The following is a 21,763-nucleotide window of genomic DNA, read 5'->3' on the forward strand; positions in this document are numbered from 1 at the left end:
TGATTTTTTACTCTTCAAAACCGCTTAGGTACATCTTTTGATATAAGCCCTGCTTTGACATTAATTGATTATGAGTTCCTTGTTCTTTAATCTCCCCGTTTTCAATCATCAAGATGTTATCGGCATTTTTTATTGTGCTAAGTCTGTGTGCTATTATTAAAAGTGTCTTGTTTTTGCTTAGAAGTGAAATGGCTTTTTTAATCTTGCTTTCAGTTAATGTATCAATGTCGCTAGTTGCTTCATCTAGTATTGAAATTGTCTTACTGCTAATCATTGATCTAGTTATTGCAATAAGCTGTTTTTGGCCTACACTTAATACTGAACCATTGTCTTTTAGCTCTGTTTTATAGCCATCAGGGAGTTTTTTAACAAACTCATCTAATCCTACTTGTTCAGAAATTGAGATAAGTTGCTCATCTGAAATATTAGGTCTTACACAAGAGAGATTATTTTTAATTGTGTCTTTAAATAAATATGTTTCTTGCTGAATTACATCAATATTATTTCTTCAACTTTTTTCATTTGTTTTAAATATTGACTGACCATTAATTAATATATCTCCTTTAGTTGGAACATAGAGTTTTGAAAGCAACTTAGCAATTGTACTTTTTCCACAACCAGTGTGACCGACAAGAGCTAATGTTTTAGTTGGTTCTATCTTAAATGAGATATCTTTAAGCACATATTTATCAGGATTTGAAGGATAGGCAAATCATACGTTTTTAAACTCAATAGTTCCATCACCCTCTATTAAGTCAGACAGTTTAGACTCATCGACTAAAGGCATTAAATCAAGAAGCTTTTTGACTCTGACAACTGAACCAAGACCTAATTGTAAGTTCGAAATAATTTCTAAAATTTCACCTAATTTATCGCTAACAGTGAAAACATAGATTGAAATTGACAAAATTGAACCGCTAGTTATGTTATCTCTACCAGGCATAGAAGTTCAATTGTTTTTTAATAAAACTGTTAGACCGACTATTATAAGTAAATTAAGAATTTTACTGAAATAGAATCAAGGATATAATCAGGCAATTCTAACTGAAATATCAGTACTGGTTTTTAAAAGTGTTTTATTAATTTTGTCAAAGTCCTTGGCAACAGTGCTTTGCTTATTATTTATTCTAATTACTGGTAAAGCATCAATTATTTCTTCTAAATAAGCATTAAAATTACCTAAATTTTGCTGCTTAGATACGAAATATTTTTGATTTTTAACAATTATGATTAATACAGGGATAAAGTTAATTGGAATTATTACTAATGCTATAAGTGCTGTAATAAATGAGTATGAAATTAAAATGCTAAAGGTAATTACTAATGTAAAGACAACAGTAATAATATTACTTATAACGTCGATCATTGACTGCACAACATTTTGAATATCATTAGTTACTGTTGACATTAAATCGCCAGTTTTTTCATTTTCGAAATAACTTAGTGGCATTATTTGAAGTTTTTGGTATACATTAACTCTAATGCGCGATCCAATCTTAACACTTGCTCTATTAACTATTAAATATTGAGTAATTAAAGTTAGTTTCTGAAGGAAGTAAAATAAGGCTAAAAGCACTATAAATCAAGCAAATTGCATTGTGCTAAAAGTTGATGGGTTAAATAAATCAACTTTTAGAAAATTATCAATTATATAACCTAATAACCAAACACCTCCGGTAATAAAACCAGCTAGCAAAAGACCTAAAAATATTGGCAGTCACAATACTAAATTGCTTCCTGAATAGTCTTTAAAAAGCTTTATGAATAGTTTAAATGAACTAGCAGGTTTTGACTTACTCATCTGTTTTTCAGGCTTTTTAGTCATTATCTACCTCTTTTTCTTGACTGTCATAAATGCTTTTGTAAATTTCATTATTTTTTAATAAGTCATTGTGCTTACCTATTCCAGAGACGCTACCATTATCCATAACAATTATTTTGTCACAGTCCTTTATTGAACTTACTCTTTGAGAGATTATTATAGTCGTGCTGTTTGAAAATTTGTTTAAATTATCTCTTACTATTTTATCTGTTTGATTATCCAATGCACTAGTTGCATCATCTAATATAAGTATTTTAGGTTTTTTAATTAACGCTTGCGCAATTGCTAGTCTTTGTCTTTGGCCTCCGCTAAGATTTTTGCCTCTTTGATACACTTTATGCTCGACTGAATTTTCTAATTTAAATACAAAATCAGCTTTAGAATTTAATAAAGCATTGTCCAAATTTGACTGATCATTATAACTAGCGCCTAACAAAACATTTGACTTAATAGTTCCGCTTAATAATAGAGGCTTTTGAAAAACAACTGAAACATTATTATAAAAGTCTTTATGATTAATATCATAAATATTCTTATTATCAATTAGTATTTGTCCGCCATTATTAATTTTGTACTCGCGGGTTAATAAACGAACAATTGTACTCTTACCGCTTCCTGTTTTCCCGATGATTCCGACTGTTTCATAGGGCTCTATAACAAATGACACATTTTTTAAAGTCAATGATTTATCATATCCAAAATTAACATTTTTAAACTCTATTTTGCCACAAATTGTTTGGGTTGCATCACTTTTATCTTTATTTGAAATTTCACTTTCAATTTTTAATATTTCTAAGATTCTTTTAGCTGAAATATTGCTTCTTATAAGTCTATTAGTCATAAAAAGCGATGAAAATATTCCAAAAGAAATAAGTTGCATATATGTAATGAATTGGTAAATATCACCAACTAGTGATCTGATATCAGTTTCAATATTATTTTTAATAATTACAGCAACAATTGAAAAAATAACAACATTGCCCATTAAAATAAATAAATCAATTGCTGGTCAGTTGATTGCTCCATAAGTGTTGGCTTTTCTAGAAACTTTTTCCAAATTTTGGTTTGCTTCATTAAAACGTAAAAATTGTCTTTGCTCAAGGTTATATGACTTAATCAATGAAATATTATTAAAATCTTCTTTAATTACTTCATTAACATTATCAAGCATTATGTTTTCTTTTCTATAAAGTGGAAATAACTTAATAATTGCAACAATTGCGAGAACAACTATAAAAGGTACAACAAAAGCAATAGAAACTGATAAGTATAAATTAGTTAATAAAGCAAATATTAGACCTCAGACTGTATAAAATGGAAACACAAAAACATTTCTAAAAATAATATAAAAACCATCTTCTAGTTTCTGCACATCATTGCTAAAACGAGTAAGCAATGTTGCTGGGGTTATATTCTCAATATTTTTATGAGATAAAGTCAGCAAATGTTCAAACAAAAGCTTTCTAGTATGATAAACTCCTAAATTCTTAGCTTGAGCAGCTAAAAAGTTTGAAGCATATGAAATAATCACTAGAATAAAAGCCAAAGCAAATGAAATTCCAATAATTACTCAGAGTGCATTGGCATAAGAATAAGTTCCAATTATTCAAGATGACTTGAAAATATAAACAGTAACTTCTTTGTCAATTTGGTTATTTGCTAAGTATGTAATTAACTGCCTAGTAACTGTTGGGATTAATATACTCAAAAATGGATGAATTGCGCTTAAGATAACTGCAAAGAGTGCCATTACCTTTACTTTTAATGGAAATCTAGAAAATAGTTTCAGCATATTCCTCCATTAATGACTAAAGTTTTAATTTTTTAATTATTACATTATAAATTAAATAAGTATTTTATTAAGATGATTACATATTTAATAAGCTTAAAAAAAGTAAAAAAATAAGGAAAAATATTATTTTTTCCCTTAAATGCTATCGAATAATTTTGTTTGTTTAGAACCATCAGAAAAGCCACTAGGATAAAGTGTTTTAAGATTTTCTCTAAATGAATTTTTTTGATTCTGGTAAATTGATTTATTGCTTCCATCAATAAGATTGTAAGCATAAATTGTGTTTTCAATTGCTTTAATATCACTAGATTGTAAGAATGGAGCAATTCCGCCTGACTGAAGCAAGTCTCCATAATCAACTCTAGCTGTAACAGCATTATAAATACCTATCATTTGGCCAAATTCATTATAGGCTAATGAACCTGAAGCCCCATAATATAGGGATGAAAAGTTAATATTATATTGATAACCATATCAACTTGCCATTACTCTGTTTCAATAATTATCATTAATTGTTGCATTTGATGGAATGCCAATTTTCTCTTCAATACTTCCAGTTGCAAATGCAAAAGTATCTTTATTTTTTAAACCAGCTTTGTAAGAAGTTATTGAATCAGAATTTCTTTCGGTAGGATTATTTTGCATTCAAGTAGCATTATTGTTTTGACTAGGGTAACCAGCAATATAAATGTCTTTTGCATTTCATAAATTGTTTTGATTACTCCTATCATATGAAGCTGAAACATAGTCAGTAGTTTGCATATATTTAGAAATATTTTTATCTTGATTTGGGAGATAGTTTGTTTCATTTAGTCTATTTATGTAGCCATCTAAACCTTTAATAGCATCATTAATTCAACTTTTAAAAGTTTCATCAGCCTTTTCTAAATCAACATCAACTTCAAAAACTGCAAAGTCAACTGTAATTGGAACTTTTTTCTTACTATCAAAATCATCATAGGCAGCTTTATAGTGTTCAATTTCACCACTTTTAGTTTTATAGTTTTTATACTGTTCTGCCGATTCATTCAAGCCACTTTGAATATTTTTGATAGCTTCATCATTCATAAAATCAACTGCAGCAAAAACCAATTTCGGTTCTGATATTGCATTTGTTAGATTCATAGGAGTTATAACATTTGATTTTTCATAATTAATAAATTCACTACTATTAGTAAAATAAGTAACAGGAGAATAACCATTTGACGTTGTTTTATTGGCTTTTTGGTCAAAATTAGTTACATTAGCGCTTTTACCTAAAGCAACAGCAACAACTTTGTCGTTAGTTGGGTCATAATAGTTAAGTTTCTCTTGAACTGATTTTTCCAAAGAATTACTAAATTTAGCTAAAACGTGTAAATTAGTAGCGAAAAATAGTTTATATTTGTTGGTTTCATTCGTGTATTTATGATAATCAAGCAACCATGTAGTTCCTGAACCATTGCTTAAGAGTCCTCCATCTGAAAGTTTAGTTAGATATTTAAGAGAAAAAGTTCTGTCATATAACTCTTTATACAAAGTTTTAGAATCAACAGTTTGAAATTTTGTATGATGTTCAGGATATTTGTGCTTGTCTTGGTTATTAAAGCGATTAAAAGGAAAATTAGGAAAAGTTGGTATATTCGAAGGATCAAATGGAATAGAAGGCTTATTTATAGGCTTAGGAGGTAATTTGTCTATTTTAGGAGTGACGCTTTCATTTTCCATTTTATTGTGGTTAATATTTTCAAAATTATTCTTATTAATAAAGTTATTTGCTTGATTTATTAATAATTGTAATGCATTAATATAATTGTTTAATTGATCGGCGCTTAGAGTACTAAGATCAAATGACTTTAAGTCATTGATTTTAGTTTCTATTTTATTCTTAAGTGTTTTTGCTTCTGCGCTGTCATCATTGATTTTTTGACTACTAGAATTTAGCAATTTAAATAATGAATTGACTTTTGCAATCAATTCATTATTTGCTGTATTCTCAATTTTTATAGGCTCATTGGTCTCATTATTACATTTAGCAGCACTTAGCAAAGTAGTAAATGATGAGCCAATTAGTATAAAAGGTAATAATTTCTTTTTCATTATTTTATTTTGATTTTAGTTAGTAAATAAAGTAAATTATTTAACAAACTTCTTGAATTCTGAGTAGCCTTTTTCATCCATTTCTTCATATGGAATAAAATCAATTGCAGCACCATTAATGCAGTATCTCTTGCCACCCATTTCTTTAGGGCCATCGTTAAATACATGTCCTAAGTGATGATCTCCTTGGCCAGATCTAACTTCAATTCTAAACATATTGTGTGATGTGTCATCCAAATATTTCACAGTGTCTTTAAAAATTGGCTCTGAAAAACTTGGTCAGCCACATCCAGAGTTAAATTTTGTGCTAGATGAAAATAATGGTTCACCAGTTATTTTTTCGACATAAATACCTTTGCGGTATTCATTATTTAAAACTGATGTATGAGGTCTTTCAGTAGCTGAATTTTTTAAAATATCATAACTAAGCTGACTAAGACTCAATTCATTTCTAATTTGTTTAATTAATTGGTAATCATCATTAGAAAGTGAATAATCAGTATCTAAATTAATATGGCAGTATCCTGTTGGATTTTTGGTTAAGTAATCTTGATGATATGCTTCTGCATCAATAAAATGATTTAAAACTTTTAGCTCAACATAAAATTCTTTATATTGCTTTTTTAAGTAGTTAAATAGTTTTTCAATTGTTAAATAATCATTAACATCTTTATAATAAACACCAGTTCTATATTGAGTTCCAACATCATTGCCTTGTTTGTTTAATGAAGCAGGGTCAATAATTTTAAAAAGATGTAAAACTAATTCCTCAACTGAAACAACTTCAGAATCATAAACAACTTTGACAGTTTCAGCATGTAAAGAATTCTTTAGGTTTGTATATGTAGCATTTTCATCTTTACCATTAGCATATCCAACTTGAGTGTCTAAAACTCCCTTAACCCTTTTAAAATAGGCTTCAACTCCTCAAAAACATCCACCAGCTAAGTAAATTGTTTTCTCCATAATCAACTCCTTTTATATATGTTTTTTATTCAAATATTATAAATTGGAAATATAGTTTTAGTTAAAAACTTTATATTAAAAAGAATAATTTACAAAAACACCTTTATTGATGCACCATCAGCTGAAATGTCATAGTCATAATTAGCATCGCGTAAATACTCTTCAATATTAGCTAAAATTGCCCCTTGACCCTTACCGGTTATTATTGTTACATAGTCATAGTAAAAGTCACTTTCATAGGCATTAGCTAATGACAGTTGAACTTGTGTTAAAGCTTCAGCTATAGTAAAGCCATGTAAATCAACTATATTTGAGTAGTCATTATTGTCATATTGAATAGTATTATTTCTACTTTTCTTGCTCATAATTTTCCTTCTGACACAGCGGACAATAATATGTCATTCTTTGTGCTATTGTTTCTTGTTTTATTAAAGTTTTGCATTTATTGCAAGGCAAATTTGCTCGCATGTGAACTTGTAAATGATTTTGAAATTGGCCTTCTGCACCATTAAGACCTGAAAAGTCAACAATTGTTGAACCACCTAACTCTGTTGCCTTATCCAAAATTATCTTAGTGTTATTTAATATTTCAATCAATTTAGCATATGGAATTTTATTAACCTTAGTTCATGGATTAATTCCAGACAAATACAAAATTTCGTTAGCGTAAATATTTCCTATTCCTAAAATGTAACTTTGATCTAACAGGAATGACTTAATTGGAATAGTTTTATTTTTAATAAGCTGATGAAGTTTATCAGGATCTATTTGATCAACTTCTTTTCCTAATTTATCAAGCGGCTTTGTAGTAAAAAGTTCTGATTCATCCTTAATATGAAATGTTCCAAATTGTCGCGAATCATTATAAAACAGATACATTTGGTTATTTAACTCAAAAATTACATAATCATGTTTTCTCTTGTGATGCAAACTAGTATCAGTAAAATACTTGCCTGTCATTCTTAAATGGCTAATTAAATTTTTGTCTTTAGAAAGCTTAAAAATAATATTTTTGCCAACATTATAAATATCTAATATTGTTTCATTTAGCAAATATTCTTTAAATTCTTGCGGACTAACATTTTTAATTAATTTATCAAGAAACACAAAAACATTTGTAATTTTGGCATTCTTTATGTTGCTTTTAAGTGCTTTAACTACTGTTTTAACTTCTGGCAATTCAGGCATATTATTTATCGTCCTTATTTAAAATTTTAAACATATTTGATTTGTATATTTCAACCCCTGGCTGGTCAAATGGATTAACACCTAATAGGTATGCACTAATAGCTAATGCTCTCATAAAAAATTGAAATAAGTAGCCCAATGCATATTCATCTAATTTTGCTATTTCAATGACAATATTAGGTACTAATGCTGCTTTTGAATGAGCACTTAAAGTTCCTTTGAATGCTGACAAATTAATTTTATGAACAGATTTACCATCTAAGTAGTTCAATTTATCATCATCTTCTTTCACTTTAGAAAGCAAAATGTCATATAAAGGTTCTTTTGAGACTAAAATTGTTTCAAACAAAATCCTTTTACCATCTTGAATAATTTGTCCAATTGAGTGCAAATCAGTTGTAAAAGTTGAACCAACAACTCATAACCCTTTATTGTCTTTGCCTTCACTTTCAGCAAATAATTGTTTTCATCATTCAATAAAAAATGATAATTTAGGTTCATAAGAAGACATAAGTTCAATGTCATATTTTTTACTTAATATATGACGAGCAACAGCATATTTATATGCTTGATTTTCATTTAGGTTTAGATTATTGCAATCACTATTAGCATCAGCAGCACCTTTAAGCAATATTTCAACATTAATACCAGCACAAATTAAAGGGAAGAGTCCAACTGGACTTAACACACTAAAACGACCCCCTACATCATTAGGAATTATTAATGTTTCATAATTTTTTGCTTTAGAAAGCTCATATAAAACACCCTTTTGAGCATCGGTTGTGGCTACTATATAATCTTTAGCATATTGTGAGCCTACTTGAAATTCTAAAAGCTTTCTAAATTCTCTAAATGCAATTGACGGCTCAATAGTTGTTCCGCTTTTTGAAATAACGTTGATAGCAAATTTTTTATTTTCAACATACTTAAGTTGTGCAACTAATTGCTCACTGCTTAATGAGTTTCCTGCAAAAATCAATTCAATATCAGGATCTATCATTTTATAAGTATCAAAAACATAATCATAAGCAGCTATAGCTCCTAAATATGAACCACCGATGCCAATAACTACTAGTGTGCTAACTTTTTGCTTTTTTCATACATTAGCAATGTCAATCATTTTTTTCATTTCCAAATTGTTGATGTTATTAGGTAAATTGATTCATCCCAATCAGTCTTTTTCATTGACTTTTTGGTTAATTATGTTATGGTGAATTTGAACTACTTGTTCATGATATTTATTTATTTCATTTAATTCTAAAGCATTAGAAATATCAACATTTATGTACTTCATTTTAGCTCCTATAGCTACTTAAAAATGGATTTGTGTTGCTTAGCATACAAAGATATATAAAACTTCAATAAACAAAAGCAATTAGTGCACCTAGTGAATATTCACTATTATCTTCAACTGTAATTAAACAATAAGGCATACCTAGGATATTAGTAAAAATCTCTTGAATACCAACATTTGCACTTTTGTTAAAATCACTAAGTTTAGTAAATGGATACGAATTTAATCCATCATTAAAGTGAATTTCATCGCTTAGTCTATAATCTATTTTTTCATTTTTTAATTTATAAAAAGAGATATACATTTTTTGATAATTATCCATCAAAAACTGTCCATATGTATAAATATCATTTGTAAATGATGCTATATATGAAAATATGTTAAATTTTTGATAATAATTATTTTCCATATTAGTCTGTAAAGCAAGCAAATTAGTCAATATTGCATTATCATTAATTATGAAACTATACTTAGTTTTTTTGCTAATTAATAACCTAACATAAGCATATTGAAAAGCTGCATTATCTTCTAAATTGTCAGCTACAAAATTTGGATAAAGATTTTGATATCCCGCAACTAACTCCATAATATTACAGCCTTTTAAAAGAAGCAAAAACATATTGCTTTCAGCAAAAAAAGAATAATTTTTAGTTAAAACATTTGGCATTATTAATTTATTTTGCTCATCAATTTCAAAATCTAGAAGTTGTTTTTCTAATGCTTGCTTACAGATCATAAAGCACCTTTTAAGTGCTCGATAATAACCATATTTTTCCTGAACCTCATTAATAATAATTTTAATAACTTCAATAAAAGCTTCGCTATATAACGACTGTCCTATGAAAAGAAATGCTGTATGTTGGCTACTAATTTGATCAGTACATTTAAGATATAACTTTTGTCAAACTTCCGGTTCTTCATCACAAAAAAATGTGAATTTTATTTTATGATCTTTTAAAATGTCATAACTATTAAGAAAATTATGGGCAACAAAAAAATTTTCTTTGTCACTTTTCTTACAAAAAATTATTATGTGATTTATGTCTTGCGAGTGAAAAAGATCACTAAAACTGTCTAATTCTTTTAAATTTTGGGTATCAAAATTTAAAACTAGTTCATTAAAACCAAATTGCTCAAAAAAATCATTATCCTTCTTTTTGATCTTATTAAAAAGTGTTATAGCATCTGCAATCATATTCTTGTTGCTAAAATCAGGGCTGAAGTTAATAAATTTTAAATTAATAATTTCCATTATCTATACTGCCTTATGACTTGCTTATTAGTTTAAGAACTGAATCTTTTAGTTTTTTAAATCCATTTTTTGTAGGCTTAATTTTATTTTTGAAAGGCGTTCTTGAATGAAGCGGGTGATTTATTTTGAAATTTCCAATACCAGTTTGCATATCTAAATCAATTGACTCAACAACAAAATTTATTTTTTGATTGATCTCAAAAATATTATCAAGACGACTTTTTGTAAAGTCAGTAATTAAATTAGATGGCACAAAAAATTTCATACCATTAAAAGATCACACAATTATTCCGTGTGAATTAATATTTTTTACTAGTCCGTTCAGTACATCGCCTTTTTTAATCATATAAACAATTATATAATATTAAAATCTTATTTCATAATTCATATATGAATTATGCCTAAAATAAGGAAACTTTAAAATTAGCTTATTTACCTGTTTTATAGATAAATAAATAAAAGTCGCTTGCTGCGACTTCTTGTTTACTTTATGTTGTAAAATGCTTTAGAACCTTCAAATTCTGATTGCTCACCTAATTCTTCTTCAATAACTAAAAGGCGATTGTATTTAGCAATTCTATCAGTTCTAGACATTGAACCTGTTTTTATTTGCCCTGTATTAAAGGCTACAGCTAAATCAGCAATTGTTGTGTCCTCAGTTTCTCCTGAACGATGAGAAACAACACAAGCCATATTTGCCTTCTGAGCCTTGTTTATAGCATCCATTGTTTCAGAAAGAGATCCAATTTGATTAAGCTTAATTAATATAGCATTCATTGATTTTTGTTCAATGGCTTTTTCTAATAATTTAGGATTTGTAACTGTTAAGTCATCACCCACAATTTGCACTTTGCTACCAAATTTAGCAGTCATTTTTGCAAATCCTTCTCAATCGCTTTCAGCAAGACCATCTTCAATTGAAATAATAGGATATTTATCTATTAGCTTACCAAAATATTCAATTAATTCATCAGTTGTATACTCTAATTTAACATTATCTAAATGTTCAAAACCAGAGCGTTTTTCAGCAATAGCTTGTTTTAGTTTTTTGAAAGTATATTTCTTTGAATTTTCGTCATATAATTCACTACATGCAGCATCTAAGGCTATAGCAATAGCATTTTTACCACTAGTAGCAGGAGTATAACCTGCAACTTTTATAGCTTCAACTAAGTAATCTAGTACTTCTTCATGGCTTTTGCAGTTAGGAGCAAATCCGCCTTCATCACCAACTTGAGTACCATATCCTGCTTTTTTAAGTAATTTAGCTAAGTTGTGAAAAACTTTATTAGCCATTTGAAGAGCTTCTCTTAATGACTTAGCACCAACTGGCATTATCATAAATTCTTGAAAGTCAACTGTATTTGAAGCATGTTCTCCACCATTTAAAACATTAAGCATTGGCAGTGGCAATGTGTGAGCATTAGCTCCACCAATATATCTATATAAAGGCATTCCTAATTCTGTAGCAGCAGCTCTAGCAACAGCTAGTGAAACACCTAAAATAGCGTTAGCCCCTAGTTTTGACTTAGTTGCAGTTCCATCTAATTCAATCATTAATTTATCAATTGCTCTTTGATCAAAAACTGACATTCCTATTAATTCAGGCGCTATTTTTTCATTAACATTATCAACGGCTGTCATAACACCTTTGCCACCGAATCAGTTTCCTTCATATTTGGTGCCCTTGTCTCTTAATTCTAGCGCCTCTCTACTTCCTGTGCTAGCACCAGAAGGCACATTTGCAACACCGGTTATTTCATAATCTGTAGTAACTTCAACTTGAACTGTTGGATTGCCACGTGAATCTAATATTTCACGTGCTTGAATTCTTTCAATAATAGGCATTAATTCCCCCAAAATAAAAATATATTTTTATTATATAACAATAAAGGCAACATATAGTAGGCTGATAATAGGGCAATATAGAAATATGGAAATATAAACATACAAAATTGTTAAAGTTATTTAGTCTAATTAGACTATAAAACAGCATTAATAGGCAAATTATTTTTAAATATCAACCTGTAATATAAAAGTTATACCCCATAATACTATACAAAATGTCGCATTTTGAACAATGTAGACATTTTTTTATTTATTTTTCTGACAAAGACTTAAAAAATGCTGCTAATGTCATCATAAAAAAATTAATTTTATTTATTTCTCTATTTAAATTTTGTGTTATAATATAGTTATAATGCTATATATTTAGGAGAATTTGAAAATGGCAATTCCAGTTGAAATAAGACAAGTTGAAAGACCTAAAAACACAGTTGTAAAGAATTACTTTGGAAAATTTAAAGTTGTAAAAAGAACCAGCAAATATGTGAATGGAAAAGCAATTCCAAAAGATTTGGCAATTGTTGGCGAAATAGTAGATTACAAATTTGTTCCTTTTGAAACACCTATCCCAGTAGGTACAAGATCTAAGAAAAATCAAGAAAAAACAGATATAAAAGACTATGGTAACATAGCAATTTTTACAAAAAATAGCAATGATATTTTGGAAAAATTACTAACACATTTTGATTCATCAACAGCTTACAAATTATATGTAATTGCTATTCTTAGATGTGCCTATCCAAAAGCCGTTAATCGTGATTTAAAGTTTTACTATGAAACTTCATTTATGTCTGAATTATTTAAAAAGGTTGGTTTATCTGAATCATTATTACCAGACTTCTTTGAAAAAACTGGTAGAGCATATTCAAATATACATAACTTCATGTTAGATAGAATAAATGAGTTTAAAGGTAGAGTGCAAATTATTGATGGCACACTTAAATCTTATAATTCAGATGAAGTAACTTTTTCTCAATGATCAAGAAAAGGCAAGGTTAAAGGTAGCAAAGATTTTACCTTACTTTACACTTGTGTCTTATATACCAAAGAGCCAATTTATCACAGACCATACCAAGGAAATATGCTGGATTCGACTATTTTTGAGGACTTTTTGGAAAATGTGCCTAGCACTGGCGAAATATTAGTTGCTGATAAAGGCTTTAGAACTAAAGCAATTACAGAGCTTTTAGAACAGAATAAAAATGTTAAGTATCTTTTGCCATTAAAGAGAAATACAACATTAATTAGAGAAGAAAAACTTGATGAAAACTTGACTCCTGTGAAAATTAAAGATAAGCAATTACTAGGGTCTAAAAAGCAAATAAATGGAAAGTTTTTTTATCTATTTAAAGACTTAGAAATAGCTGGCAAAGAAAGTGTTGGAAACTATCAAAAACATCTAAAAAGAAATACATTTAACATTGATGAATTCAATAAAAATAATCAATTTTTTGGTGTCATTGTTTTTGAATCCAATGTTGACCTTTCATTAGAGGATGTATACACACTATATGATCAAAGATGAGAAATTGAAGAAATGTTTAACTTTTACAAAAATATTTTGGAACTATCAAAAACAAGAGTTCATTCAGAAATGAAAGTTTACACAACAGAGTTTATAAACTACTTGTCACTAATAATTGCGACAAAAGTTAAGAACAATTTTATAAGACTAAATCTTCATCAAAACTACTCATTCAGACAGATTATAGAATATTTGAGAAGTTACAAAGTTGAAGTAATAAATAATACAGAATGAAAAAAACGCAAGGTGTTGAAATATGTTCAAGACCTTGCGGAATTGTTAGAAATATAGCATTACACTAAAACTTTTTTACTGTAAGCAAGCTTTAAATAGTAACTCAAGCATATTATTAAGTAACTTAGGGCTAATGTAATATTTTTAAAATTTTGTTATTTTTTGTTAAAATTTCAATACTATTTTATTTATACGTAATGTATTAGCACTAAAGTTTGGATAGGACATGGATGAAAGACCATGCTGAGGTAGGTTTTAGCGCTAAAATTACTCAATATTTTTACTTTACGAAAGGATTTTAATATGGCAAAACTAGATTTTGACCGTAGCAAAGAACACGTTAATATTGGAACCATTGGCCACGTTGACCATGGTAAAACAACTTTAACTGCTGCTATTGCGACAGTGTTAGCTAAAAAAGGTTTATCAGAAGCTAAATCATACGATGCAATTGACAATGCACCTGAAGAAAAAGCTCGTGGTATAACAATTAATACATCACACATCGAATATAATACTGAAAAACGTCACTATGCACACGTTGACTGTCCAGGTCACGCTGACTACATTAAAAACATGATTACTGGTGCTGCTCAAATGGATGGTTCAATTCTTGTTGTTGCTGCAACTGACGGTGCCATGCCTCAAACAAAAGAACACGTTCTTCTTGCAAAACAAGTTGGTGTTCCAAAGATGGTTGTTTTCTTAAACAAATGTGACATGATTAAGCCAGAAGATGCAGAAATGATCGACCTTGTTGAAATGGAAGTTCGTGAATTACTTACAAAATATGGCTTTGACGGTGACAATACACCATTTGTTCGTGGTTCAGCTCTACAAGCTTTACAAGGCAAACCAGAATACGAAGAAAACATTCTAGAATTAATGAATGCAGTTGACACATGAATCGAAACTCCTGTTAAGGACTTTGAAAAACCATTCTTAATGGCTGTTGAAGACGTTTTCACAATTTCAGGTCGTGGTACAGTTGCTACAGGTCGTGTTGAACGTGGTAGATTAAGCTTAAACGAAGAAGTTGAAATTGTAGGTCTTAAACCAACAAAGAAAACAGTTGTTACAGGTATTGAAATGTTCAGAAAGAACTTAAAAGAAGCTCAAGCAGGTGACAACGCAGGTCTATTACTTCGTGGTGTTGAAAGATCAGCTATTGAACGTGGTCAAGTTCTTGCTAAACCAGGTTCTATTGTTCCTCATGCTGAATTCGAAGCAGCTATTTATGCATTAACAAAAGAAGAAGGTGGTCGTCACACTCCATTCTTTGTTAACTATAAACCACAATTCTACTTCCGTACAACAGACGTTACAGGTGGATTAGAATTTGAAAAAGGCCGTGAATTCGTTCAACCTGGTGAAAACGTTAACTTAAAAGTTAAACTTATTGCACCTATCGCTGTTGAAGAAGGAACAAAGTTCTCGATCCGTGAAGGTGGTAGAACAGTTGGATATGGTTCTGTAACAAAAATTCTTAAATAATTTGTTCATTAAACCAATAATCCCGTTTTATAAGCGTTTACGAAAATTTAATTTTCTTAAATTGCTTATAATGCGCATATAGACAACAGAAAAAGCAAAGTCCGCTTTGCTTTGCTTGATTGTAAGTTCAAGTGCAACACCAATTAAGGTAAAATTTAATTGTGGAGCACTTGAATTTTTAAACAAAAAAAGTTCCACACTTGGCAGTAGGAAACTTTCATATGAATTATACTAAAAATTATAATCATCTAACATATGATGAACGTGCATTTATTGAAATTCAAATAAAATCTGGGTATTCTATTAGATCTATAGCTAGACAGTTAAACAGAAGTCCATCCACAGTAAGTCGCGAATTAAAACGCAACACTGCTTTTAGCGGTTCATATCAATGTAAAATAGCAGAGCAGAAAGCATTAAATAGGCATTCGCACAAATACTTGTTTAAATTTACGAGTAATTTTGAATATGCTGAATTTGAAAAATTTTTCTTAGAAAAATTCGATAAAAGATTTTACGGAATTGTTGCAACAGCTCGATACATTAAGCAAACTTTTCCAAATATTGCGTCTCCGTCGATAAGGACTATATTTAATTGGATTAAGACAAGAAAATGAAAATTGAAACCTAGAGACAGATTGAGAATTTTTTATAAAAAAGGCGGAAAAAGAACTGCATCAGTTGTCTCAAGATTAATTGGAGATTCTCACTATGTATATCCAATATGGGCAAGACCAAAATATATTGATTTAAGAGAAGAATATGGTCATTGAGAAAGTGACTTAATTATAGGCAAAAGATCGAATGGATATGATAATGTATTAACACTTGTTGAAAGGCAAACCAGAATGGGGTTTGCAGTTAAAATTAAATCAAAATCAGCTTTTTTGGTAATTTCAAAGCTTAAAAAAATAATCCAGGATCATAATTTAATTGTCAAATCTATAACAATTGATAACGGGATAGAATTCGAAAGAATGGGTTTATTAGGAAAATGACTAAATATTAAAATATTTAGAGCTGAACCGTATGCTTCATTTCAAAGGGGAACAAACGAAAATTGAAACGGAATGATTAGAAGAATGTTTCATAAAGGTTTTGATTTTAATTCTATCTCTCAAGTTCAACTGGATGATGTTGTAAATCAAATAAATGAAATGCCACGTAAAATTTTGAATTGGCAAAAACCAATTGAACTATTTAAGTTAGCTAATGACTATGGTGTCGTTTTAAATTAAAACATGTGAATTTAATTGACTGCATTCATAAAAAAATGAATGGTTATTTTTTGCATTTTATTTAGTTATTTTATCCCCCTAACCCCCTTAATTACAAATAAGGGGGTATAACAAAACATTATTTAGGGTTTACGCAGATGTTCCATCTGATTTTTTTAACCCCCTGCCCCTTGATTTCAAACAAGGGGTAGATGTGGCATACGCCACATATTATGCAAAAATGCTATAATAAAAAAGCCAAGCACATATGTTGCACTTGAACTTTCATTTATGGAAAGCAAAGTCCGCTTTGCTTTTTTGTATATTTTTGTAATTATGTATTTATAAAAAACTATAATTGAAATACTTAAAATTAATATTTAAAAAAGGGATGTATGTTCTTAGAAAAGTGTTTCATAACTAAGGAAAATCAAAGTCTTAATGAAGTGGCTAATTTTGTTTTAAATAACCTAACTAAAAGTAAATTAATACTTTTAAATGGTGAATTGGGTGCTGGTAAGACAACATTATTAAAAGAAATTGCAAAAATAATTGGGATAACTGAGCCAATTACATCGCCAACATTTAACTATATGAAAACATATAATGGCTTAATTCACATTGATGCATATCATTTAAGCGGCGGAATTGACGAGTTTATTGACTATGCAAATGAAGGTGATATTATAGCTATCGAATGACCTTCTAGGATACAACATTATTACTCAAATTTTGTTAATGTAGATATCTCATTAGACAATGACAATAATCATATTTTTAATATAAGGGTGGTTAAGTAATGAAATTATATTTAGATACAGCTAATGATGATTTTGTTTTAGCAGCCTTTGATGATAATTACAAATTAGTGTATTCAAAAATACTAAAAAAGTACCAAAAGAAGGTTGAATTAATACCACTAAGTGTAAGTGAAATGCTTAATTCTTTGTCGCTAACAATTGATGATTTTAATGAGTTTTACACCAATTTAGGCCCAGGATACTTCACTGGAGTAAGAATATCATTAGTTTATTTAAGAACAATAGCCACAATTAAAAAAGTTATGATTTTTACAATTAGCACAATGCAAATTTTAAGTATTCAAAATCCTGGCGAAAACTCATTTTATATTAATGCTAAAGGCGAAAAGTATTTTGAATACATAAGAAATGATAAGCCATTTCATTCTGACCAAATTACTTGTAAAACAGGCACTAAAGATAAATATAATGAAGTAGATTACATTCAATTTTTAAATAATTTTAAAGCATACAAAGACTTATTTATTGCTAATAGTGACTTAAATAAAATTGAACCTTATTACATAAAAATGCCACAAATAGGAGCTAAGAAATAGTATGAAAATATTAGGTATTGAAACTAGTCATGATGATACTTCTATTGCTATTTTAGAAGATAATAAGGTTATTGCACTAGAAACTATTAGTCAAGTTGATATATTCAAGGAATTTGGCGGCACAATTCCTGAAATATCATCAAGAGAACATGTAAAAAATATCAATTTAATTTTAGAAATATTATTAAAAAAGTATGACTTATCAACTATAGATTATATAGCTTATACTAAAGAACCGGGGCTAGTTGGAACACTGCAAATTGGATACTTATTTGCAAGTGCTGTTTCTTTGGCTTACAATAAGCCAATAATTCCCATTAATCACTTAATAGGCCACTTTTACTCTTGTGCATTAGATAATGAAATAAAATATCCTTCGTTATGCTTACTAGTTTCTGGCGGTCATACTCAACTAATGCTTATTAATAGTCCTATTGATTATGAAATAATTGGACAAACATTAGATGATGCTGTCGGCGAAGCATTTGATAAAGTTAGCTCAAAATTACAACTAGGTTTTCCTGGCGGGCCTATAATTGATAAAATATATAAAAACTATAAAGGTGAATTCATTAAATTCACTGAACCTAATGCCCCTGGTAAGTTTAATTTTTCATTTAGTGGACTTAAATCGCAAGTCATAAATTATTATCACAATAAACTTCAGCGAAATGAAAAAGCGGATGTTGACCAAATTGCAGCAAGCTTTCAAGATTGCGCAGTAAACTACTTAATAAATCAAACCAAAAAAGCAGTTTTGAAATACGATGTTAAATCGCTAGTTTTAGCTGGTGGGGTAAGTGCTAATAGCGAACTAAGAAAAAGATTTTTAGAAATAAGCAAAATGGCAATAATACCTAATTTAAAATATGCTACAGATAACGGCGCAATGATTGCATCATGCGCATATCAAATACTTAAAGAAAAGTAAATGTTCTTGTAGAAAAATGGATATATGAATAAAAAAATAAATCTACTACTGCCAATAACTATTAGCACCTTGCCCGTGCTAATTTCATCATCATGCAATAATGAAGATGACATTTTCAATTTAAAAGCAAATACGGAAGTAAAAGCCAGTGACATTTTTTATAAAACCTTTTTGTCGCAATTAAAAGCATATACATTAGAGTCTTTACTCAATAACTTGCAAAGTAGTATATTGACGCTTAATCTTCCTAATAAAGTTGATGAATTTAAGTTAAGTAATAATAAAGATGACATTATTTTTAAGTATAAAGGTAAAAGTTACTCATTAAAAAATGTTGCAAACAAAATAAATGGCTTTGATTTTAATGAAATTTTAAGACCTTTTACATATGAAAAAGAAGATGGTAAATTTATTGTAAAAAGAGCAAAAAATATCAATGACAAGACTGATATAGATATTTTATTTAAATTAAAAACGGATGAAAAATTAAACTATTCCAACTTTTTTGAATACAAAAGCATAATTTTCCAAAATTACTATAAAAAAGGCTTACTAGATGATCTAAGTATTCCTGATTTACAATATATGTTGCAAAGTGCTTTTGTTAATAGTAGTACACAATTCCCTATGCAAGTAACATCAAATAATACAAGAAGCAAGGCATTTTTTAAGTCTAAATTCCAACAAGAAATTTTAGAGAAACGACTTTCAAATGAGCTAAAAATTTATAATTTTGCTTCTAATGGCATAATTTTCGATCATGTCAAATTTAATAATTTAAAAATTGATAATGATACTATTAAACTCAATATTGACTTACTTGATTCTAACAATAATTCCCTTCTTAGTGATAAGTACAAAAATTTAGAATTTAAATTAACTAACTTTTCCAAAGGTCAAAGTGACGTCTATTTTGATTTAAAGACTAAGGCGAAACTTACTATTGATAATGATGAAGTTAAGTTCAATGAATTAGTTAATAATCCTGAAATTAAATTTAAGCCAAATCCATTAACATACAAAACCATTGATGATTTAATGCACCCTACTAAGACATATGAAATATTTAATTTAAATAATACTGCAATGCTACTTAGTGAATTAAAAGATGATATTTTAATATCTAATACTCCAGCCAAATTTGACTTTAGAATAGACAAATTTGAAAAAACTAAATTATTAAATAACTCATTATCAATTGGTAAATTAGTCATAAATGAATCTAAAACAAAACAAAAATATAATTGATATTCAATTGATTTTACACCACATAAACACATTTTTTCAAATGGTTTATATTTAAAAAATGAATTAGGGACAATAAATAAAAATAAAGATTCATACTTTAGTTATTCAGTAAATGATAATAGATTTGATAATAAAGGTAATTTAAGTGTTCCACAAGGAATTAAAGCAACTGATTTTATTGAGAATTCATTTAATGACATTGCAAACTTTTTAATTTATCAAAATAAAGATAACTTATTATTATGACAAAATAATGCTATGTCAAACCTACCTGTTTTAGAAGTGTTAAAACATAAACAGTTTTATGAAAAGTGATTATCTATAATATTTTCTCAATATACACTTTTATATAACATTAATAACGATGCCGATGACGATGGTTTAATCAAAAAAGTAGAAGTAAAACTTATTGAGCCAAGTAAATATGAAGCTTCAAAAAACGGTCTAGGTACTCTTCCTATCTCAATCAATTTTATTAATCATAAAAATCAAAAAATGCTAGAAAAAGACTACCATTACAATTTAATCGGCTTCAAAGGATATGATAAAGGAATAATAGAATCTAAAATAGCGGAATTAAAAGAAGAATATAAAAGCAATTTGCCGCTTAAAAATAAAACGCTTCCGTATTTAATAAGAGTCAAATAAAAAAACTTGTTGCTACTGTTAAACAAGTTTTTTGTTTATAAGGCTGTTTTATAGGGATAAACAGTTATTTTGCAATTTCATTATTTAGCTCTTCACTTAGTTTTTTGGCGTAATCACCAACAACTAGAGAAACATTGTTAGATGAAATCATAATCCCACTAACATATTTCAATTGTTCTAATTTATCTTTTTGAACAATTGATTTATCATTAATAATTACTTTGATTCTTGATATAGTGTTTGAAACACTAGAAATATTACTTTTTCCACCTAATAAGTTAATTAACTCAAGCGTATCCATGCTTGAGTCTAATTTATTAATTTCACCTTTTTTAAGTTTCTTAACTTTTTTATTTTTAACACTTCAGTATACTCAGCAAAAACCCAATGTAAATATTGTTAAAGTAGCTATTTTTCACTTATCACCTGTTGTCATAACTTAATTTCCTTATAAAATTATTGTACATTATATTCTGTCTATTAAAAGATTTGTAATTTAATTAAAACGCTTTGCTATTTTTTAAGAATTTATATTATTTTTAAATTGATAAATTTTCCAAAAATTTATAAAAATTAGTTAGTAAAATAAAAAAATCATAGGAATAAACTAATAGTTCTTTTGTATTAAAAACATATATTGTTTCTTTGAAAATTAAACCAGAGAACTATTGCTAATTATTAATTATAAATTTTCAAATTGTTTAGTCAAATATTCCTGTTTTATAGGTTTTATGGTCTTATGTTATCAAAATATTTTTTATATTAAAATCTTTTTCATAAATGTTATTAAATTCTTCCACAATAATCAATTATTTTAAATGTCAATTATGTTAACAATAAAATATCTATTAACTAATTAATTAAAAAATAG

Annotated in this window: 18 protein-coding genes and 1 pseudogene; 7 read left to right on the forward strand and 12 right to left on the reverse strand. The window is 28.3% G+C overall.

What is annotated here, in order from left to right:
- Positions 1-7 precede the first annotated feature (7 nt).
- The 11 genes and pseudogenes from MBOVPG45_RS02000 to eno all read right to left on the reverse strand — a co-directional run bounded on the left by MBOVPG45_RS02000 (position 8) and on the right by eno (position 12,241).
- Entirely contained in the window at positions 8-1,825 is a 1,818-nt protein-coding gene (locus MBOVPG45_RS02000; RefSeq protein WP_013456600.1) for an ABC transporter ATP-binding protein, read from the reverse strand.
- Positions 1,818-3,614, reverse strand: a complete 1,797-nt coding sequence (locus tag MBOVPG45_RS02005) for an ABC transporter ATP-binding protein (protein ID WP_013456578.1) — start codon at positions 3,612-3,614, stop codon at positions 1,818-1,820. The genes MBOVPG45_RS02000 and MBOVPG45_RS02005 overlap by 8 nt, the downstream gene beginning before the upstream one ends.
- A 135-nt stretch (positions 3,615-3,749) precedes the next feature.
- Complete coding sequence (locus MBOVPG45_RS02010; RefSeq protein WP_013456055.1) at positions 3,750-5,693, reverse strand: MIP family Ig-specific serine endopeptidase; 1,944 nt, start codon at positions 5,691-5,693, stop codon at positions 3,750-3,752.
- A gap of 36 nt (positions 5,694-5,729) precedes the next feature.
- On the reverse strand, positions 5,730-6,161 hold the full coding sequence (gene msrB / locus MBOVPG45_RS04970; protein ID WP_318023790.1) for a peptide-methionine (R)-S-oxide reductase MsrB: 432 nt from the start codon (positions 6,159-6,161) through the stop codon (positions 5,730-5,732).
- 39 nt (positions 6,162-6,200) lie between these two features.
- A pseudogene (msrA, locus tag MBOVPG45_RS04975) lies at positions 6,201-6,659 on the reverse strand (peptide-methionine (S)-S-oxide reductase MsrA); the annotation flags it as partial.
- An 89-nt stretch (positions 6,660-6,748) separates the two neighbouring features.
- A complete protein-coding gene (locus MBOVPG45_RS02020) occupies positions 6,749-7,024 on the reverse strand; it encodes a Smr/MutS family protein (RefSeq protein ID WP_013456403.1) in 276 nt (91 codons plus the stop codon).
- Positions 7,008-7,847, reverse strand: a complete 840-nt coding sequence (mutM, locus tag MBOVPG45_RS02025) for a bifunctional DNA-formamidopyrimidine glycosylase/DNA-(apurinic or apyrimidinic site) lyase (protein WP_013456282.1) — start codon at positions 7,845-7,847, stop codon at positions 7,008-7,010. The genes MBOVPG45_RS02020 and mutM overlap by 17 nt, the downstream gene beginning before the upstream one ends.
- A 1-nt stretch (position 7,848) precedes the next feature.
- On the reverse strand, positions 7,849-9,141 hold the full coding sequence (locus MBOVPG45_RS02030; protein ID WP_013456377.1) for a glucose-6-phosphate isomerase: 1,293 nt from the start codon (positions 9,139-9,141) through the stop codon (positions 7,849-7,851).
- Between the two features lies 1 nt (position 9,142).
- Positions 9,143-10,393, reverse strand: a complete 1,251-nt coding sequence (locus tag MBOVPG45_RS02035; RefSeq protein ID WP_013456059.1) for a glucose-6-phosphate isomerase — start codon at positions 10,391-10,393, stop codon at positions 9,143-9,145.
- A gap of 13 nt (positions 10,394-10,406) precedes the next feature.
- Positions 10,407-10,739, reverse strand: a complete 333-nt coding sequence (locus MBOVPG45_RS02040; RefSeq protein ID WP_013456131.1) for a S1 RNA-binding domain-containing protein — start codon at positions 10,737-10,739, stop codon at positions 10,407-10,409.
- A gap of 137 nt (positions 10,740-10,876) precedes the next feature.
- Complete coding sequence (eno, locus tag MBOVPG45_RS02045) at positions 10,877-12,241, reverse strand: phosphopyruvate hydratase (protein WP_013456550.1); 1,365 nt, start codon at positions 12,239-12,241, stop codon at positions 10,877-10,879.
- A gap of 379 nt (positions 12,242-12,620) precedes the next feature.
- On the opposite strand from eno, the gene MBOVPG45_RS02050 reads away from it, so the two are divergent.
- The 7 genes from MBOVPG45_RS02050 to MBOVPG45_RS02080 all read left to right on the forward strand — a co-directional run bounded on the left by MBOVPG45_RS02050 (position 12,621) and on the right by MBOVPG45_RS02080 (position 20,892).
- Complete coding sequence (locus MBOVPG45_RS02050; RefSeq protein WP_013455919.1) at positions 12,621-14,054, forward strand: transposase; 1,434 nt, start codon at positions 12,621-12,623, stop codon at positions 14,052-14,054.
- A 246-nt stretch (positions 14,055-14,300) separates the two neighbouring features.
- Positions 14,301-15,491, forward strand: a complete 1,191-nt coding sequence (gene tuf, locus MBOVPG45_RS02055; RefSeq protein ID WP_004024476.1) for an elongation factor Tu — start codon at positions 14,301-14,303, stop codon at positions 15,489-15,491.
- A 221-nt stretch (positions 15,492-15,712) separates the two neighbouring features.
- Entirely contained in the window at positions 15,713-16,729 is a 1,017-nt protein-coding gene (locus MBOVPG45_RS02060) for an IS30 family transposase (RefSeq protein ID WP_013455927.1), read from the forward strand.
- A gap of 374 nt (positions 16,730-17,103) precedes the next feature.
- On the forward strand, positions 17,104-17,508 hold the full coding sequence (gene tsaE, locus MBOVPG45_RS02065) for a tRNA (adenosine(37)-N6)-threonylcarbamoyltransferase complex ATPase subunit type 1 TsaE (RefSeq protein WP_013456302.1): 405 nt from the start codon (positions 17,104-17,106) through the stop codon (positions 17,506-17,508).
- Positions 17,508-18,065 carry a tRNA threonylcarbamoyladenosine biosynthesis protein TsaB gene (locus tag MBOVPG45_RS02070; RefSeq protein ID WP_013456265.1) on the forward strand — a complete coding sequence of 186 codons (558 nt, stop codon included), beginning with the start codon at positions 17,508-17,510 and terminating at the stop codon, positions 18,063-18,065. The genes tsaE and MBOVPG45_RS02070 overlap by 1 nt, the downstream gene beginning before the upstream one ends.
- Before the next feature lies 1 nt (position 18,066).
- Positions 18,067-18,996 carry a tRNA (adenosine(37)-N6)-threonylcarbamoyltransferase complex transferase subunit TsaD gene (gene tsaD / locus MBOVPG45_RS02075; RefSeq protein WP_013455976.1) on the forward strand — a complete coding sequence of 310 codons (930 nt, stop codon included), beginning with the start codon at positions 18,067-18,069 and terminating at the stop codon, positions 18,994-18,996.
- Between the two features lie 24 nt (positions 18,997-19,020).
- Entirely contained in the window at positions 19,021-20,892 is a 1,872-nt protein-coding gene (locus MBOVPG45_RS02080; protein WP_013456002.1) for an MAG3240 family lipoprotein, read from the forward strand.
- Positions 20,893-20,956: 64 nt separating this feature from the next.
- Here MBOVPG45_RS02080 and MBOVPG45_RS02085 read toward each other — a convergent pair whose 3' ends face one another.
- Positions 20,957-21,328 (reverse strand): PTS sugar transporter subunit IIB, encoded by a 372-nt coding sequence (locus MBOVPG45_RS02085; protein ID WP_013456494.1) that lies wholly within the window; start codon positions 21,326-21,328, stop codon positions 20,957-20,959.
- Positions 21,329-21,763: the final 435 nt, after the last annotated feature.

This window comes from Mycoplasmopsis bovis PG45 (assembly GCF_000183385.1).
Taxonomy (GTDB): Bacteria; Bacillota_I; Bacilli_A; order Mycoplasmatales; family Metamycoplasmataceae; genus Mycoplasmopsis; species Mycoplasmopsis bovis.